Source organism: Nocardia inohanensis NBRC 100128, assembly GCF_001612945.1.
Lineage (GTDB): Bacteria > Actinomycetota > Actinomycetes > Mycobacteriales > Mycobacteriaceae > Nocardia > Nocardia inohanensis.
Window position 1 is genome coordinate 331,784 of sequence record NZ_BDBK01000012.1, and the last position, 18,420, is coordinate 350,203.

At 69.6% G+C, this 18,420-nt stretch carries 15 protein-coding genes; 6 read left to right on the forward strand and 9 right to left on the reverse strand.

What is annotated here, in order from left to right; all coding sequences use genetic code 11:
- The first annotated feature begins 3 nt into the window (after positions 1-3).
- The 5 genes from NI1_RS24215 to NI1_RS24235 are packed head-to-tail and all read left to right on the forward strand — an operon-like array spanning position 4 to position 6,659.
- Positions 4-1,203: a hypothetical protein gene (locus tag NI1_RS24215; RefSeq protein ID WP_067824922.1), complete on the forward strand. Its 1,200-nt coding sequence runs from the start codon at positions 4-6 to the stop codon at positions 1,201-1,203.
- On the forward strand, positions 1,200-3,590 hold the full coding sequence (locus NI1_RS24220; protein WP_067824923.1) for a serine/threonine-protein kinase: 2,391 nt from the start codon (positions 1,200-1,202) through the stop codon (positions 3,588-3,590). The genes NI1_RS24215 and NI1_RS24220 overlap by 4 nt, the downstream gene beginning before the upstream one ends.
- Entirely contained in the window at positions 3,587-4,711 is a 1,125-nt protein-coding gene (locus tag NI1_RS24225; RefSeq protein WP_245663382.1) for a PP2C family protein-serine/threonine phosphatase, read from the forward strand. The genes NI1_RS24220 and NI1_RS24225 overlap by 4 nt, the downstream gene beginning before the upstream one ends.
- Positions 4,708-5,994 (forward strand): vWA domain-containing protein, encoded by a 1,287-nt coding sequence (locus NI1_RS24230; RefSeq protein ID WP_067824925.1) that lies wholly within the window; start codon positions 4,708-4,710, stop codon positions 5,992-5,994. The genes NI1_RS24225 and NI1_RS24230 overlap by 4 nt, the downstream gene beginning before the upstream one ends.
- Entirely contained in the window at positions 5,994-6,659 is a 666-nt protein-coding gene (locus tag NI1_RS24235) for a double zinc ribbon and FHA domain-containing protein (RefSeq protein WP_067824927.1), read from the forward strand. Before NI1_RS24230 ends, NI1_RS24235 begins: the two co-directional genes overlap by 1 nt.
- Position 6,660: 1 nt before the next feature.
- Here NI1_RS24235 and NI1_RS38935 read toward each other — a convergent pair whose 3' ends face one another.
- The 3 genes from NI1_RS38935 to NI1_RS24250 form a co-directional block, all read right to left on the reverse strand.
- Positions 6,661-7,038, reverse strand: coding sequence for a hypothetical protein (locus NI1_RS38935; protein ID WP_067824929.1), 378 nt, complete (start codon positions 7,036-7,038; stop codon positions 6,661-6,663).
- A 75-nt stretch (positions 7,039-7,113) separates the two neighbouring features.
- A complete protein-coding gene (locus NI1_RS24245) occupies positions 7,114-9,489 on the reverse strand; it encodes a beta-glucosidase family protein (protein WP_067824930.1) in 2,376 nt (791 codons plus the stop codon).
- Complete coding sequence (locus NI1_RS24250; protein ID WP_067824932.1) at positions 9,486-10,334, reverse strand: alpha/beta fold hydrolase; 849 nt, start codon at positions 10,332-10,334, stop codon at positions 9,486-9,488. The genes NI1_RS24245 and NI1_RS24250 overlap by 4 nt, the downstream gene beginning before the upstream one ends.
- A gap of 149 nt (positions 10,335-10,483) precedes the next feature.
- Between NI1_RS24250 and NI1_RS24255 the strand changes: the two genes are divergently transcribed.
- Positions 10,484-11,083, forward strand: a complete 600-nt coding sequence (locus NI1_RS24255) for a TetR/AcrR family transcriptional regulator (protein WP_067824934.1) — start codon at positions 10,484-10,486, stop codon at positions 11,081-11,083.
- Here NI1_RS24255 and NI1_RS24260 read toward each other — a convergent pair.
- The 6 genes from NI1_RS24260 to NI1_RS24280 form a co-directional block, all read right to left on the reverse strand.
- The gene (locus NI1_RS24260; RefSeq protein ID WP_067825341.1) at positions 11,064-13,034 is read right to left on the reverse strand and encodes an acetoacetate--CoA ligase; all 1,971 of its coding nucleotides are present in this window, start codon (positions 13,032-13,034) and stop codon (positions 11,064-11,066) included. The two genes, NI1_RS24255 and NI1_RS24260, sit on opposite strands and share 20 nt — an antisense overlap.
- Positions 13,031-13,801, reverse strand: coding sequence for a 3-hydroxybutyrate dehydrogenase (locus NI1_RS24265; RefSeq protein ID WP_067824935.1), 771 nt, complete (start codon positions 13,799-13,801; stop codon positions 13,031-13,033). Before NI1_RS24265 ends, NI1_RS24260 begins: the two co-directional genes overlap by 4 nt.
- Positions 13,798-15,177: an MFS transporter gene (locus tag NI1_RS24270; protein WP_067825344.1), complete on the reverse strand. Its 1,380-nt coding sequence runs from the start codon at positions 15,175-15,177 to the stop codon at positions 13,798-13,800. The genes NI1_RS24265 and NI1_RS24270 overlap by 4 nt, the downstream gene beginning before the upstream one ends.
- A 636-nt stretch (positions 15,178-15,813) precedes the next feature.
- Complete coding sequence (locus NI1_RS24275) at positions 15,814-17,061, reverse strand: MFS transporter (RefSeq protein WP_067824937.1); 1,248 nt, start codon at positions 17,059-17,061, stop codon at positions 15,814-15,816.
- Positions 17,062-17,075: 14 nt separating this feature from the next.
- Entirely contained in the window at positions 17,076-17,222 is a 147-nt protein-coding gene (locus tag NI1_RS38135) for a hypothetical protein (RefSeq protein ID WP_157535307.1), read from the reverse strand.
- A gap of 52 nt (positions 17,223-17,274) precedes the next feature.
- The gene (locus NI1_RS24280) at positions 17,275-18,414 is read right to left on the reverse strand and encodes an FAD-dependent monooxygenase (RefSeq protein ID WP_067824939.1); all 1,140 of its coding nucleotides are present in this window, start codon (positions 18,412-18,414) and stop codon (positions 17,275-17,277) included.
- Positions 18,415-18,420: the final 6 nt, after the last annotated feature.

Below are 18,420 nucleotides of genomic sequence, written 5' to 3' on the forward strand. Positions count from 1 at the left end.
GCCATGCAGGGGAATTCCGGATACATTCTCACCGTCGCCGAGATCGATCGCGAAACCGCCGAACGGGAACGTGAAATCGAAGCGATCGCGGCCACGCTGGTCGAATTGGACCAGCATCCGGGATTGGTGCTGCTGCGCAGTTTTCCGCCGATCGGCAAGACCGCCGAGCATTGGGCCCCGGCGCAGCAGCAGCTGGATCTGCTCTGGGAGGATTTCGGCCGGCTGCGCGGCATCCTCGAAAAGGTCCGGGCGGCGCGCGCCCGCCGCCGGCTCGATGCCGTGGACCGCGAGGAGCTGACGCAGCTGCTGCGCGGCCGGCCGCTCGAGGTGTCCCGCAATACGATTCCGCTGGCCCGGCGCACCCTCACCGGGCCCAGCCATCACATCACCCGGGCCGGGTTCGCCGACACCCTCGACCGGATGCGCGCGGCCTTCCCGGCCCTGATCGAGATCCTCGATGCCGTGGAAACCGTCAACAACCGGGTGACCGCCGAGATCGCGCCGCTGCAAGCACAACTCGACAAGGCCGGTGCGCACCGCGGAAACCGTTCCGCCTTCTCCGAATTGCGGGAATTGGCGCACGATATCGATGAGCTGTCGAACCGGGCCGCGACCGATCCGCTGTCGCTGTCCCCCACCGAGCTGGATCGCCGTCTGGCCGGCCTGAACACCCGAATGCGTGCCGCCGCAGCCCTGTTCGCCGAGCTTGATGCGCTGGCGGCACGGTGGGACGAGGCGGTGGAACGCACCCGCGGCCGGATCGAGGCCCTGCGCCGCACCTACGAGCGCGCCGACCACGCCCGCCTCGATGCCGAGCACTCCATCGCGACCGCCGCACTGCCGGTGCACACCGATGACAGCGCCGTGTTCGGTGCGGAACTGACCGCGCTGGAAGCCAATCCGGCCGATCCCGCCGCCCTGTGGGATCTGCGCCGCCGGCTCACCGCGGCGCAGGCCGCGGCCGCGCACAACGAGGAACTGGCCCAGGGGCTGCTGGACCGCCGCCTGGAACTGCGCGGCCGGCTCGACGCCTATCGGGCGAAGGCGGCCCGCCTGGGTGTCAGCGAGGACCGGGATGTGCTGGCCGCGAGCCGCATCGCCGCCGGGCTGCTGTCGCGCCGCCCGTGCGATCTGGCCGCGGTCACCCGCGCCATAACGGACTATCGCCAACTGATCGCGATGAAATCGGGGAGGGGACTGTGAACTGCACCGAGCCCGGGTGCACGGGAACGATCGAGGACGGCTACTGCAATGTCTGCGGAGCCGCCCCTCCCCCGCCCGGCACCACCGCGAGCGCACCGGCGCCCGCCACCCCGGCCACCGCCGGGCTCTGCATCGAACCGGGCTGCGGCGGGAAGATCAGCGACGGCTACTGCGAGACCTGCGGCACCGCGCCCACGACGCAGGCGCCGGCGGGCACCGCCGGAATCAGCTCCACCGCATCGGGATCCGCGGGAACCGGCACCGGCAGGCGATCGGGGCGCGGCAGCAGCCGGTCGGTGCGCACCGGACGGTCCGGGTCGTCGGGGGCGACCCGCGGCCGGCTGGGCGCGGGAATGGTGAATGTCCCACGCGTGCCACGGATTCAGCCGGTTTCGGCGGTGCTCAGCAACGCGCAGGTGCCCGAGCACCAGCGGTATTGCGGCAAGTGCGATCGGCCGGTGGGCCGGGGCCGGGCCGATCAGCCGGGCCGCACGGAAGGCTTCTGCGGCAATTGCGGGACGCGATTCTCGTTCACGCCCAAGCTGTCCCAGGGCCAGTCGGTCGGCCAGTACGAGGTGCTGGGCCCGCTGGCCCACGGCGGCCTGGGCTGGATCTACCTCGCGGTGGATCACAAGGTCAACGACCGTCCGGTGGTCTTGAAGGGCCTGCTCAATACCGGCGACGCGGACGCCATGCGCGCCGCCGTGGCCGAGCGCCGCTTCCTGGCGCAGGTCGATCACCCGAATATCGTGCGCATCTACAACTTCGCCGAGGAGACCGGACCGGATGGGGAACCGGTCGGCTACATCGTGATGGAGTACGTGGGCGGCACCTCGCTCAAACAGCTGCTGCGGCGGCATCGCGAGACCGAGGGCACGTATCTGCCGCCCGCCCGCGCCATCGCCTATGTGCTGGAGATGCTGCCCGCGCTGGGCTATCTGCACTCCTACGGCTGGGCCTACTGCGACTTCAAGCCCGACAACGTGATGCAGACCGAGGAGCAGCTCAAGCTCATCGACCTGGGCGCGGTCATCGCCATGAACGACGAGCACAGCGCCATCTACGGCACCGCGGGCTATCAGGCTCCCGAGATCGCCGAGACCGGCCCGACCATCGCCACCGAGGTGTACACGGTCGGGCGCACCCTGGCGGTGCTGCTGATGAGCCTGCCGATCGAGCACGGCCGCCTGGGCCCGCTGCCCACCCCGGCCACCGAACCGGTGCTGGCCCGACACGAATCGCTGTACCGATTCCTGTTGCGCGCCACCGATCCGGACCCCGATGCCCGGTTCAGCTCCATGGAGGAGATGGCCGATCAGCTCACCGGCGTACTGCGGGAGGTGCTCGCCACCGACGACGGCGTGCCCCGCCCGGGCCTGTCCGCCCGCTTCGGCCCGTCGCGCGGGGTGTTCGGCGTAGGCGACGAACTCCCGGATGATCCGGCGAAACTCGTTGCGGCCCTGCCGGTCCCGCTGGTCGATCCGAACGATACCGGCGCGGCGCTGCTGGCTTCGACGAGCGCGGTCGAACCGGAGATCCTGGAGCGCGAGCTCGCCGCGGGGCTGCGCTCGGTGGTGACCGGTCAGGCGGAGTCGGTGGAGATTCCGCTCCGCTTGGTCCGCGCCGCACTGGAATACGGCGCGGTGGACGACGCCCTGCGCCGCCTGGACGAACTGGAGGAAACCCTGACCGGCGATTGGCGCCTCACCTGGTATCGCGGCCTGGCCCGGCTGCTGCAACGCGACTGGCCCGCCGCCGCGGCGGAATTCGATGCGCTGTACACGGCGCTGCCCGGCGAGGCCGCACCGAAACTGGCGCTCGCGGTGACCGCCGAGAATCTGGGCAATCACGGCAACGGCAGTGATCCGGAGCCGGCGCGCCGCCGGGCCGCCGACTACTACGAGGCGGTGTGGCGCACCGATCGCGGCTTCACCAGTGCGGCTTTCGGTCTGTCCCGCCTGCGCCGGCTGGCCCGGGACCGCACCGGCGCGATCACTGTGCTGGATCAGGTGGACCACGCGTCGGCGGTGCACACCGAGGCCGGCATCGCGGCCGTCGACATCCTCCTCGACGTGGATCGCGACGGCGAACTCACCGAGAGCCTGCTGCGCGATGCCGGCGGCCGGGTCGAAGGACTCCGGCTGGACTCCAAACGGGTTGCCGCACAGGCTCGTTTGCGCGTCTTCGACGCCGCCCTGCACTGGCTGCGATCGGGCCGCGTGCCCACCGGTCACGCCCCGCTGCTCGGCAGTTCCCTCGATCAACCGGGCGTGCGCACCGGCCTGGAACGCTGCTACCGCGATCTGGCCCGCGAGACCGATGACATGTGGGAGCGCATCACCCTGGTCGAACAGGCCAATGCGGTGCGGCCCAGGACCTCCTGGTGAGCGCCCGCTGCCCGGCCTGCGGGGCACTCGCGGCCGAGACCGAAAACTATTGCGAGGCATGCGGACACCGGCTGAGTACCCGCCGCATCGCACTGCCGCCGCAGCCCGCCGATATCGCATCGTCCACGGAGGATTCCACCTTGCCCGAACTCACCGCAGCACCGGCCCTCGCCACCGCCCTCAGCAATGCCATCCCGCCGTTCACCGGCACCACCATGGCCTACGACTCCGGTGTCACCGCGTGTGAAGCCTGCGGCGGCAGGCATTTCGACGCCGACGGCTACTGCGCGGACTGCGGGCAGCTGAGCGTGCGCCGGGATCGCTTCGAAGCCGATCTGGCCGCGACCGTGCTCATCACCGACCGCGGCATCCTGCACGAGCACAACGAGGATTCGGTCGCGGCCGCGGTGCTGGAGAATTCGCGCACCGTGGTGATCGCGGTCTGCGACGGCGTCTCGACCTCCGAGGACCCGCAGGCGGCCTCCGGTGCGGCGGCGCGCGCGGGCGTGGACGCCTGCCTGACCGCCCTGAGCATGGGCCGCCCGGACGAAGAGGCGGTGCTGGCCGGGCTGGACGCGGCCGCCCAGGCGGTGCGCGATATCGGCACTCCGGAAGGCAAATCCCCGTCCTGCACCTATGTTTCGGCCATCGCCCGGCTCGCGGCCGACGGCGGCGCCCAGCTCACCGTCGTCAATATCGGTGACTCCCGGGCCTATTGGCTGCGCCCCGACTTCGACGATTCGACCCGGCTCACCCGCGACGACTCCCTGGCCCAGGCCCTGGTGGACACCGGCGTGATGGACGAGGACACCGCCATGGACGCCCCGCACGCGCACGTGCTCACCCGCTGGCTCGGCGCGGACAGCGAACGCAAACCCTGGCCCGCCGATTGTGTGCGCAGCCTGCGGGTCACCGACCCCGGGGTGCTGCTGCTCTGCACCGACGGCATGTGGAACTACCTGCCCGAGGCCGCCGCGCTGGCCCGCATCGCCACCGCCTATCCGGCGCTGCCCGCCGCCCGGGCGCTGGTCGATCACGCGCTCAACGCGGGCGGCAAGGACAACATCAGCGTGGCACTGGTACCCGTACCCAGCCCGGTGCAGACAGGAGATGCCCGATGAGTTCCGCTACCGCCGAAGGCATTTCGGTCGCCGTCGACCAGAACGAATACCTGGCCGAAGGCGCCCGCACCGTGGACGCCATCGTCACCGTGGAGACCTCCGACGACCTGGCGGTCGCCGCCCCGCCGCAGCAGCGGGTGGAGATCCTGATCATCGACTGCTCGGGTTCGATGGGCAGCTACGACAAGTTCGGCGGCGCCCGCCGCGCCACCCTGGCCGCCCTCGACGTGCTCGCCGACGGCACCCGGTTCGCGATCGTGGCCGGCACCGACAAGGCCGAAGTGGTGTACCCGACGACGAGCCCCTCCGCGGTCGCCGACCGGCACACCCGCACCGCCGCCCGGCACGCCCTGGACAAACTGCGGCCCTCCGGCGGCACCGCCATCGGCACCTGGCTGGGGTTGTCGCGGCTCATCGCCCAGCATCATCCGGGCGCGATGGTGCACGCCATCCTGCTCACCGACGGGCAGAACGAACACGAGACGCCCGAACAGCTGGCCCGCGAGATCCAGGCGTCGGAGGGCGTGTTCACCTGTGATTGCCGCGGCGTCGGAACCGATTGGCGGGTGGACGAATTGCGCTCCATCGCCTCCGCGCTGCACGGCACCGTCGACCTGATCAAGACTCCGGACCTGCTGGCCGCCGATTTCGCCGCCATGATGCAGAGCTCCATGGCCAAGTCGATTCCCGAACTGACGCTGCGGCTCTGGACGCCGGTCGGGGCGCGGATCCGGTTCGTGAAGCAGGTGGCGCCGAATATCGAGGCGCTGACCGATCGTCGCAACGAGGTGGGTCCGCAGGTGGGTGAGTATCCCCTGGGCTCGTGGGGCGCCGAGGAGCGCGACTACCACGTGCAACTCGAGGTGGAGCCGGCCGCTCCGGGCCGCGAGAAGCTGGCCGCCCGAATCAGTTTGGTGATCGGTGACCAAGTGGTGGGCCAGGGGCTGGTGAAGGCCGTCTGGACCACCGACACCGACCTCTCGGCGCGCATCAGCCGGCGGGTCGCCCACTACACCGGCCAGGCCGAGCTGGCGGCGGCCGTGCAGGAGGGCCTCGCCGCCCGCAAGGCCGGTGATCTCACCACGGCCACCGCGAAACTCCAGCGCGCGGTGCAACTGGCCGCCGAATCCGGTAACGACAACACCGCCAAACTGCTCGCGGCGGTGGTGGAGGTCGACGACCGGACCGGGACGGTGCGGCTGCGTTCGGCCATCGACCCGGCCGACGAGATGGCCCTGGATGTGCGCTCCACCAAGACCGCCCGGGTGCGAAAGGACGACTGATGCCCGCCTGCCCCGAAGGCCACCCGTCCACGGCGATCGACTACTGCGATGTATGTGGATCGCCGATGGCCGCGGGCGCGCCTCCCACCACCCAGCTCGTGCCGTGCCCGCAGTGCCAGTCCCCGATGGAGGGACGGTTCTGCGAATACTGCGGCTTCGATTCCGCCCTGGGCTCCCCGCCCCGGAACCTCACTCCCCCAGCGCCTTCCGTCGCGCCTGCCACGGGCGAGCACGGCATCGTGCCGCCCGCGGGCACGGTGCTGTGGGTCGCCACGGTCACCGCGGATCAGGGGCACTATCAGCGCATGATCGCGCTCAAAGGCCCGGACCTGGATCGCGTCGAGTTCCCCGTCTTCTACCCCGAACGCCGAATCCCGCTGCACGACACCGACATCCTGATCGGCAAGCGCAGCGAATCCCAGGGCGTGCACCCGCACATCGACCTGTCCATCGCGCCGGCGGATGTGGCGGTCTCGCGCTCGCACGCGATCCTGCACGTCGGTCTCGACGCCGTCACCGTCACCGATCTCGGTTCGACCAACGGCACCTGTCTCAACGAGAGCTCCGTGCCGATCCCGCCGCGCCGGCCCCTGCCCTTGAAATCAGGCGATCGGATTCACGTCGGCGGCTGGACCACCATCACCCTCACCGCCGAACAGCCCTGATTCAGCGCACCGACCGGATCGGGGCGACCGCGAGCGCGCCGAGCACCGACAGCAGCCCGCCGAAGAGGAACAACGGCGTGTAGCCGCCCAGGCTCACCACCGCCGAGGCCACGAACGGGCCCAGGATCTGCGGTCCGGCATTGGCGATGTTCAACACGCCCATATCGCGGGCGGCGTCCTCGGCCTTGGGCAGCACCAGGTTCGCCACCTTGGACGCGGGGTCGAGGTGCTCGATCTGCAAGGGCAGCAGGACCGAACCGACGCCCATGTACAGCGCGTACATAGCCGCATTGCCGACGAACAGCATCGGCAGCAATCCGCGTGCGGGTGTGGCCGTGGCGGTTTCGCCGACGGCGGCGTCGGCGTCGAAATTGGACACAGGGGATCCCGGAGTGCGCGAAGGAGCGAAGAAGTGGGCAGCCGGTCCCGCACGCGGCACGGGACCGGCTGCGGCTCAGCCGATCTGGGCGGTGAGCGGTAGATCCATGACGGAGGTGCCGACATGGAGCGTGAAGTCGCCGGGCTCGACGGCCCAGCCCGTATCGGTCCAGTGTTCGAACGCGCGCTGCGGCAATTCGATGGTGGCGGTGACGGATTCACCGGCCCCGGCTTCCACCGGTGCGAAGCCGGCCAGCCAGCGCACCGGGCGGTCGACGGCGCTGTTCGCCCGGGACAGGTACGCCTGGATTACCTGCCGGCCCGCGCGGTCGCCGGTATTGGTGACGGTGACGGTGGCGGTGCGGCCCGAGACGGTCAGCTCGGACAGCTCCCAGGTGGTGTAGCCGAGCCCGTGCCCGAACGGATAGGCCGGGGCCACACCGGATTTCAGCCACGCCCGGTAGCCGATGTGGATGCCCTCGTCATAGGGCAGGGTGTGGTCCGGGTTCGGCTTGGTGTTCAGCACCGGCACGTCGGCCATGGTCTTGGGCCAGGTGGTGGGCAAACGGCCGCCGGGTTCTGCGGCGCCGGTGAGCACATCGGCCAGCGCCGCACCGAATTCCTGGCCCGGGAACCAGGTGAGCAGCACGGCGGCCACGTCGTCGCGCCACGGCATCTCCACGGGGGAACCGGAATTCACCACCACTACGGTGCGCGGATTGACCGCCGCGACGGCGGCCACCAGTTCGTCCTGACGGCCGGGCAGGGCGAGGCTGGTCCGGTCGAAGCCCTCGGATTCGATCTGCTCGGTGGTGCCGACCACCACCACCGCTACTTCGGAATCGCGCGCCAGTTCGACTGCGGCGGCGAACTCTTCGTCATCGGCGCGGCGCGGGCGGCCGATGGCGTAGGTGATGCCCAGCGCCGGGAAGCCGCCGCCGGGCACCATGCGGATGAGCACATCCACTTCGTCGCCTTCGGTGAGGCTGCGGGTGACGAACCGCTGGGGCGGGTTCAGCAGCATCTCCACCGGATCGCCGCCGTCGGGCATGACGGTGTCCTCGAGCACCGTCTCACCGTCGATGCTCAGGCTGAGCGCGCCCACGCCCGCGAATCCGATCCGCCACTCGCCGGTGGTGTCGGCCCGCAACCGCCCGCGCAGCTCGATGACCTTGGCGGCCAGGGCATTCGGATTGCCGAACAGCATCAGGTTGCCCGCGGTGCGATGCTCGGCCGCGAGCACGGTCTCGCCGTCGAGGTAGCGCAGCGAGACACCGGCGGTCCCGGTTTCCGGATCGGTGACCAGGGCGAGCGGAACCGGAATCATGTGGTCGCTCAGGTGCACGCCGGGCGTGTACGTCACCGGCAGCACCGCCGACAGCCCCTCGAGCGGCGAGGTGGTGTGCGCCGGAATGACGGTGGCGCTGCCGCCGCCCATGAAACGCGGTTCGGCGGCGGCGGATCCGAGCAGCGCCACTCGCGCGGGCTTGCCGAGCGGCAGCGTGCCGTCATTGGCCACCAGCACCATGGCCTTGGCGGCGGCTTCCCGCACCAGCTGCTGTGCGGCGGCATCGGTGAACGGTGTCACGGCCTTGGGCGTGCCGTTCAATCCGCCTACGCGCTCGGCGAATCGCAGTATGCGCCGGACTTTTTCGTCGATGGCCGCCTCGGGCACCGCACCGTTGCGCACCGCCTCCTCCAGGGGTGCGCCCCACGCCTCCCACGGTCCGGGCATCGCGATGTCGTTGCCCTTGGCCGCACCGGCGGTGGAGCGCACCGCCGTCCAGTCCGACACCACCACGCCGTCGAATCCCCACTCGCCCTTCAAAGGCTCGTCGAGCAGCGCGTTCTCGGTCATGGTGACGCCGTCGACCGAGTTGTAGGCGGCCATGATCATCCACGCGCCCGCCCGCACCGACCGTTCGAACGGGTACAGGTACAGCTCGCGCAGGGTCCGCTCGGCGGCGATCACATCGGCGGTGAAGCGTTCGGTCTCGGAGTCGTTGGCCACGTAGTGCTTCGGGCACGCGCTCACGCCGTGCGCCTGCACCGCGCGCACGTACGCGTCGGCGATCTCACCGGTGAGCACCGGATCCTCGGAGAAGCATTCGAAATGCCGTCCGCCCAAAGGCGATCGATGCAGGTTGATGGTCGGCCCCAGCACCGCGTACACATCCTTGCGCCGGGCCTCGGCGGCGATGAGCGCCCCGATCTCGGTGAGCAGCTCGCGATCCCAGGTGGCCGCCAGCGCGGTGCCCGACGGCAGGCTCACCGACGGATCGCGCTCGTCCCACTCCTCGCCGCGCACGCCGGACGGCCCGTCCGAGACCGGCATCTCGGCCAGTCCGATGCCCGGTTCGCCCGCGAACCGGAAGAAGCCCGCGCCGGAGATCAGTTCGATCTTGGCGGGCAGGTCCAGCTTGCCGAGCAGCTCTTCGATGCGGTCGCTCATGCCAGTTCCTTCCAGAAGCTGATCAGGTCGGCGCAGACCTGTTCGGGCACATCCTCGTTCGGCACGTGGCCGACGCCGTGGTAGACGGCCGTCCGCGCGCCCAGCTGAGCGGCGAACCGCTCGTGCACGGCGGGGTCCCACAGGTCGTTGGTGTCGCCGTAGGCGACCAGCAGCGGCACGCCGGTGTCGCGCAGCTCGGCCGGATCCTTGACCGGCGGCTGCTCCATCACCTTCAGGATGCCGAGAATATTGGCCTGCTTCGTGGCGAGAATCCGGTTGTGCAGGAACTCCGCGCGCTCGGGCGCGAAGGTGGTCCCGGCCGCGGTCATGGCGTCGCTCATCTGCTGCCAGATGACCTCGCGCCCACCGGCTTCCACCAACTGCGCGACCAGCCGCGGGGGCGGGAAATTGATGTCCTCGACCGACGAGGGGCCCGAGGCGAGCAGGGTGAAGCTGCGCATACGACGTGGTTCGGCGATCACCGCGACCCGGCCGACATAGCCGCCGAAGGAATGCCCGACCAGATGCACGGGCGCGCCGGGCGACACCTGATCGAGCACGCCGAGCAGATCGCCGACGAAGTCGTCCATGGTGTAGCCGGCGATATCGTCCGGGCCCTGCGATTGGTATTGCCCGCGCTGGTCGTAGGCGACCGCGCGATATCCGGCCGCGGACAGCAGCGGGAGCATGAACTCGAAGTCTTCCTTGGAGCCGGTGAACCCGGGCACCAGCACGACGGTGCCGCGCGCTTCGGTATCGGCGGCCGGCGCGATCTCCCAACCGGCGAGCGTTCCGGCGCCGCCTCGCAGGGTGATCGGTGTGATCGCCTCGCTGATCCGACTCATCCGGTCTCCCTTCCTCGCACATCCCTGTACAGCCGACACGAGTCTGCCAGCGGAGAACCAGTCTACCGAGCACTCACTCGGGACTGTTATCCTTCCGTTATTCTCTGCTGATTTTGCCTGATCAGCGCACTTGGCTAGTGTGCCTGGTCATGACGCAGAACTCGCACCGACGCTCCCGGGGCGAGGCGCGCCGCGAGCAGATCATCGACGAGGCGCTGCGCGCGTTCGCCGACAACGGCTACCGCGGGGCCTCCATCGCCGAGATCGCCGAACGGTGCGGGCTCTCGCAGCCGGGGCTGCTGCACTACTTCCCCAGCAAGACCGCACTGCTCGCGGCGGTGCTCGAGCAGCGCGACCGCATCGACTACGACCGGTTCTCGACCAGTCAGCCGCTGCGCGGCAAGGACGCGCTCATGCGGCTGGTGCAATTGGTGGAGTACAACGCGCACGTGCCCGGGCTGGTGCGCTTGTTCACGGTGCTCACCAGCGAGGCCGCCACCGCCGACCATCCGGCGCACGCCTGGGCGGTCGAGCGGTACCGCAAGCTGGCGGAGAATCTGGCGCGGGTGCTCGCGGAAGGCCAGGCGGACGGGGTGTTTCGCGCCGACGTCGACATGGTCGCGGTGGCCCGGCAGATCACCGCCATGATGGACGGATTGCAGTTGCAGTGGCTGCTGGATCCGGAGCGGGTGGATATGCCGGGGATCTTCCGCGCCTACATCGAGGATCTCATCGCGCGGCTGTCGTAGCCGGGCGCTGAGCGGCGAACCAGGACAGCAACTCCGGATTGTCGACGGCCGAGGGATCCACCACCTTGCCCGGATCCGCGCCCTGGAGCAGGCGTTTGAGCGGGACTTCCAGCTTCTTGCCGGTGCGGGTGTGGGGAATGCCGGGGGCGCTGCGGATTTCGTCGGGGACGTGGCGGGGTGAGAGCTCGATGCGGATGACGGCGGCGATGCGCTGCTCCAGGACCGGGGTCAGCTCGTAGCCCGGCGCGGGGACGATGAACAGGGGCATCCAGTAACCGCCGTGCGGTTCCTCGATCCCGAGCACCAGCGCTTCGGCCACTTCCGGCAAGGCTTCGACGGCTTGGTAGATGTCGGCGCTGCCCATGCGAATACCGTTGCGGTTCAAGGTGGAATCGGATCGGCCGTGCACGATGACGCCGCCGTGCGCGGTGCGGGTGATCCAGTCGCCGTGCCGCCAGACGCCGGGGAAGACGTCGAAGTAGGCGTCGCGGTAGCGGGAGCCGTCGGGGTCGTTCCAGAACGCGACCGGCATCGATGGCATGGGCGCGGTGACCACCAGCTCGCCGACCTCGCCGCGAACCGGGGTGCCGTTCTCGCTCCAGGAGTCCAGCGCGACACCGAGATACGGGGCCGACAGTTCGCCGGGGCGCACCGGGACCGTGCGGACCCCACCGGCGAAGGCCGAGACCACATCGGTGCCGCCGCTGATCGAGGAGACCGGGATATGCTCGCCCACCGCATCTCTCAGCCACAGCGAGGAGGCGGGCGGAAGCGCCGAACCGGTGATGCCGACCAGGCGCAGGGCGCTCAGATCGTGGGCGAGCGCGGGGATGACGCCCGCCTTCTCACACGACAGCACATAGCCGGGACTGGTGCCGAGCACCGTGGCACGGGTGCGCGCGGCCAGGCCCCACAGCGCATCCGGGCTGGAGTAGGCGGGGCTGCCGTCGTAGCAGACCACGGTCGCACCCACCAGCAGGCCCGCGACCTGATAGTTCCACATCATCCAGCTGGGGCTGGTGTACCAGAAGAAGGTGTCCTCGGATCCGATATCCGATTGCAGGGCAAGGGCTTTCAGATGCTCGAGCACCACGCCGCCGTGACCGTGCACGATGCCCTTGGGCTTGCCGGTGGTGCCGGAGGAGTACAGCACCCACAGCGGATGGTCGAAGGCCACCGGGTTCGGGACCGGCAGCCCGGCGGCCCCGGAGGGGTCTTCGGTGGCGTCCTCCCAGCTCAGGGCGGCGGGCACGGTGAGGCCGAGATTGGAGACCGCCACCGCGGCACGCAGGGTGGGCAGCCCGGCACGCAATTCGGCTATATCGGAACGCTTGTCGTGCGCTTTGCCGCCGTAGCGGTAACCGTCGGCGGTGATCAGCACGGTCGGTTCCAGCTGGCCGAGCCGGTCCAGGGCGGCCTTGGCCGTGTAGTCCTGGCCGCACGCACTCCAGATCGCGCCGAGGCAGGCCGTGGCCAGGAAGGCGATGACGGCCTCGGGGATATTGGGCAGGTAGCCGGCGACCCGGTCGCCGGGGCGTACCCCGAGCTCACGCAGCGATCGCGCGAGAACGGCGGTGCGGGTGAGCATTTCGTCCCAGGACAGCTCGCGCGGCGGGGTGTCCTCGCTCAGGCCGACGAGCGCGGGCTTGTCGGTGCGCGCCTGCCGCAGCACCTGATCGACATAGTTGAGGCGAGCGCCGGGGAACCAGCGCGCCCCGGGCATGGCGGGCTCGGCGAGCACCTCGCCCGGGATCTCCCCGAGCGCGAAGTACTCCCACACCGCACGCCAGCATCCGGCGATATCGTCGATGGACCACTGCCACAGCTCGTGATAGTCCGCGGCGTGCACGCCGTATCGCCGCTCGACGAAGCGGGCGAAATCGGTGATGCGCGCCTCCTCGATATCGGTGGCGCTCGGAATCCATTGCGGCGCGGTCGGGTCGACGCTCATCGTGCGCTCCATCCGCCGTCCATGGTGTAGGACGCACCCGTCACCATTCGCGCGTTGTCCGAGGCCAGCCACGCCACCAGCGAGGCCACCTCTTCGGGTTCGACCAGATGTTTGACGGCGTTCTCGGTCAGCATGATCCGCTCCACCACCTCTCGCTCCGGAATGCCGTGCGCCTTGGCCTGTTCGGCGATCTGCTTGTCCACCAGCTGGGTTCGCACATAGCCGGGATTGACGCAATTGCTCGTCACCCCGTGCGGGCCGCCCTCGAGCGCGGTGACCTTCGAGAGCCCCTCGAGAGCGTGCTTGGCGGTCACGTACGCGGATTTGAAGGCCGAGGCCCGGATCCCGTGCACCGAGGAGATATTCACGATCCGGCCGAACCCCTGCGCGTACATGTGCGGCAGGACGGCGCGGGTGAGCAGGAACGGGGCCTCCACCATCAGCGCCAGCATGTCGCGGAAGCGCTGCGGCGGGAATTCGGTGATCGGGCTGACGGTCTGCACCCCGGCATTGTTGACCAGGATGTCGGCGTCCAGCGCCAGCTCCTCCAGCGCGCTCACCGCCAGCAGATCCACTTCCCAAGCGCTGCCGTCGATTTCGGCGGCGAGCTGCTTGGCCCCGAGGCCGTCGATATCGGCCACGGTGACCCGGGCGCCGCGCGCGGCCAGCTCCCGCGCGCACGCCGCGCCGATCCCGCTCGCGCCGCCGGTCACCAGCGCCGTCCGGCCGCACAGTTCCCCGCGCCGGGGTCCGGTCGTGCCGCTCATGCCACCTTCACCTTCGAATTCGCCTCCGCCACCAGCATTTCCGCGTCCGCGCGATCCACCTCGGCCAGATCCGCGCCCTTGGTCTCCCGGGCGAACAGCGCCGCCACCACGGTGATGGCGCACGCACCCGCCAGGTACCAGGCGATCGGGACCGAGGAGTGGTAGGTGCTGAGCAGCCGCACCGCGATGATCGGCGCGAGCGATCCGGCCACGATGGAGGTCACCTGATAGCCCAGGGACACACCGGAATAGCGCATGCGGGTCGGGAACATCTCGGCCATGATGGCCGGCTGGGCGGCGTACATGAAGGCGTGGAAGACCAGGCCGATGATGATGGCGGACAGGATCACCGCATTGTGCTTGGAGTCCATCATGGGGAAGGCGAAGAAGCCCCAGGTGCCCGCCGCGAGCGCGCCGATCAGGTAGATCGGCCGCCGGCCGAACCGGTCGCTGAGCCGTCCCACCAGTGGGATCACCAGGAAGTGCACGGTGTGCGCGGCCAGCAGCCACCACAGGATCACCTTGGTGTTGGCGCCCACGTGGACTTTCAGATAGGTGATGGAGAAGGTGACGATCAGGTAGTAGCTGATGTTCTCGCCGAAGCGCAGGCCCATGGCGGTGAGCACGCCGCGCGGGTACCGCCGCAGCACCTCCAGCGCACTGAACGAAGCCGCCTTCTCCTGCTCCGCGACCTGTTGTGCGGCAAGGAAAATGGGGGCGTCGGTGATCTGCCGGCGCACGTAGTAGCCGACCAGTACCACCACCGCCGACAGCCAGAACGCGACGCGCCAGCCCCACGACAGGAAGGCCGCGTCCGACAGCGTCGAGGTCAGCACCAGCAGCACGACGGTGGCGAGCATATTTCCGACCGGCACCGCCGCCTGCGGCCACGAGGCCCAGAACGCGCGGCTCTTGCTCGGACTGTGCTCGGCGACCAGCAGTACCGCGCCGCCCCACTCACCGCCGACCGCGAAGCCCTGAATGAAGCGCAGTGCGACCAGCAGCGCCGGAGCCAGATACCCGACCTGTCCGAAGGTCGGCAGGCAGCCCATCAGGAAGGTGGACGCGCCGACCAGGATCAGGCTCAGCTGCAAGAGCTTCTTGCGGCCGTACTTGTCGCCGAAGTGGCCGAACACCACGCCACCGAGGGGCCGCGCCGCGAACCCGACCGCATAGGTGATGAACGCGGCCAGGATGGCATCCAGATCGCTGGTCCCCTTGGCGAAGAACACCTTGTTGAACACCAGCGTCGCCGCCGTGCCATAGAGAAAGAACTCGTACCACTCGACGACGGTCCCCGCCATCGATGCGGCCACCACTCGCCGTAACCCGGCCAGCGCCGACCCCGGCTCCGGTTCCGATACCCGGACGCTCATCGCGCACTCCTTCACGCTCGGGCCCGCCACACCCTCATCGTGTGACGGGGCCCACAAACTTCGATGCCAAGGAGTATTCGTGCACATTCCCAGCCCACGCAATGACCAGTTCCGCAACCACAATCTGCAAATCCGCACAAAAGCCCGTGACCACCGCCACTTCCCCTCCCGATCCGCATAACCGGCGCGAGGCCGTCACATCGCAGCAAGCAAACCGATAGGTCGCGATTCGGTCTCGAGCGGGCCGCGCCTCCGCCTTAACGCCCCGATTTCGCCCTAACGTCGCGAGGCATGACGCAAAAAAAGCTCATCGGCCTGCTCGTCGGTGCGTTTGTTTGTGCCGCCGTATTCACCTCCAACCCCACCCCCGCCGGTGCCTCCGGTGATGTCGGAACACCCGGGGGTCCGACTGCGAGCAACGCTCCACACGGCTCCACACCCGCCGGTTCCCTGCCCGAAAGGCCGGTCCCCGCACCGGAAAAGATCCTTCCGGCCAGTCCCCCCGGCGGCGGTTTCCTCTGCCCCACCCCGTGATCCGTACCGGACGTTGCTCCGAACTGCGAGAATACGAGCCTCTCCGGCCTTGCCGGAGAGGCTTTTTCGTGTTCGCGGACAGGTGGGACGTCTACCGAATCCTCACGCGACGAGGGCGAATTCCGTCGCCGCCGGAGTGGGAGCGGGCTCCCGCGCGGGCCACAACCGCAGCGCCGCCGCGATGCCCACACCTGCGATCACGGTCAGGGTCGCCCAGGTGGCGGTGAAGCCCGCGGCGGTGGTCAGCCGGCCGGCGATCGGATAGGTGAGCAGCCAGGCCAGGTGAGACAGCGAGAATTGGGCGGCGAACAGAGCGGGCCGTTCGGCGGGGCGGGCGGAGCTGCGCAGGACCTGGCCGGTGGGGGTGAGGATGGCGGCGGTACCGGCGCCGATCGTTGCCCAGATCGCGATCGCCGCCATCCAACGCCAGTCGCCGGTGGTGGCCAGTGACAGGGCCAGGCCCGAGGCGAGACCGGCGAGCAGCGTGGCCGCGCCGGTCAGCATGATCGGCCGGGCGCCGACGCGGTCGAGCACGCCCGGTAGCGAAAGGGCGATGACCATCGTGCCGAAACCGTTGGCGGCCAGCAGCATTGCAACGCCGGACTGGGTGCCGCCGAGGGTGTCGCGGACATAGTTGACGGTGTTGACCATGATCACCGAACCGGCGGCGGCGACCACCAGGTTCAAGCCCAGGAGACCGCGCAGGCGAGGGGTGGTGGCGAAGCTGCGCATTCCCGCCGAGATGCGGTCGAGGAAGTCCGTCTGCGGGGCGGCGGTGGCGTTCGGGATGCGGGTGCCGGTTACCAGGAGCGCGGAGAGCACGAAACCCGTTGCGGTGCCGACGAAGAGCCAGTGGAAGCTGATCACGGTCAGGGCGGCGGCGGCCAGCATCGGGCTGAGCAGGGTCTCCATGGTGGCGGCCAGTTGGGCGGCGGAGAGGGCTCGGGTGTAGTCCTGCTCGGCGGGCAGGATGTCGGGGATCACCGCCTGATACGTGGGAGTGAAAGCGGCCGAGGCGGTTTGGAGTACGGCGATCAGGACGTAGATCTGCCAGATCTGGTCGATGAAGGGCAGGGCCAGGACCACGGCCGCGCGAATCAGGTTGAGGGAGACCAGGAACAGGCGGCGTGGGAAGCGGTCGGCGTAAGCGCCGACGACCGGTGCGACGGTCACGTAGACGAGCATCTTGATGGTGAGGGCGGTGCCGAGCACCGCGGCCGCGTTACCGCCGGCGAGCTCGTAGGCGAGCAGGCCGAGGGCGACGGTCGTCAATCCGGTACCGAAGAGTGCGGAGACCTGGGCGGTGAAGAGGCGGAGGTAATCGCGGTTGCGGAACAGCAAGGAGAACATCGGAAGTCCTGTGGCTAGGGCTCGGACGAAGTTTCCACTTCGCGCGCCGAGCTGATGGCGGGGTGGGTGAGGTCCGCGCAACAGCTACAGGTCGTTCCGGTGACGGCAACGGTGATGGCGCTCATCGCATATCCCTTCTCGGTGCCGTCGGTCGGCAGCACCGAGAACTATACCCCCTGGGGGTATGCTTCGCAACGGTAGCGATATGCCTGTTCAGTGCTGCGGCGGCTCCCACTCCAGCACCGGGGCCAGGCCGTCGAGGAGTTTCGCCGGTGGAGTCAGCCGCACCACGAGGTCACGCAGGGCGGCCAGCGGCGGGAAGCTCCAGTGCGCCACCGCGCCGATTCGATGCGAGCGGGTCGCGATCGCCTGGGTGCGCGGCCGCCGGTCCTTGTCGTAGGCCGCCAGCGCCGCGCCGATGCCCGCGTGCCGGTCGAGCAGCGCCGCCAACGTAACGGCATCCTCCAGAGCTTGGTTCGCGCCCTGTCCCATATTCGGGGTCATGGCGTGCGCAGAATCGCCGAGCAGGGCGACCCGGGTCGAGACGAAGGTGTCCAGGGGCGGGAGCTCGAAGATGTCGTGCCGCAGAATCGCGTCCTCCTCGGCGGCCTCGAGCAGCTCCGGAATCGGCTGGTGCCACCTACCGAATCGGCGCTTCAGCTCGGCCAGCTCACCGTCGGCACTGCGCTCCCCCGCCGGCACGCCGGCCACGCCGAACAGGTACACCCGGCCATCGGGCAAGGGCCCCAAACCGACTCGCTCACCGCGGCCCCAGGTCTCCCCGCCCGCTTGCAGCGGCCGCTCCGGCCGCACCACCACCCGCCAGGTCGTGTATCCGGCGTATTCCGGCCGCACCTCACCCCAGATCGCCCGCCGCACCGTGCTGCGAATCCCATCCGCGCCCACCACCAGGTCCGCCCGCGAAACCCCGTGCGAGTGCACCACTTCCACCTGCTCCCCCACCACCCGGACCTCCTTCACCTCGGTATCCAGGTGCAGCGCGCCGGCCGCCACCGCGGCACGCATGATCTCCAGCAGTTCGGCGCGGTGCACGATCACCACCGGGCCGAATCGCCGGGCCAGCTCCGCGGTGTCGGTGCGCGAGAGCCAACGGCCCGAGACATCGCGAATACCGGCCTGGGTATCCACCATGGCCCGCGCCCGGACCGCATCACCCAGACCGAGGGCGTCCAGCGCCCGAATCCCGTTGGACCACAGCGAAAGCCCGGCCCCCACCTCACCGAAGGCCTTGGCCTTCTCCAGCACCTCGACATCCCAGCCGCTCCGGCTCAATGCCCGCGCCGCCGCCAGCCCGCCGATGCCGCCGCCGACCACGATCGCCTTGCGCGCCATTACCCA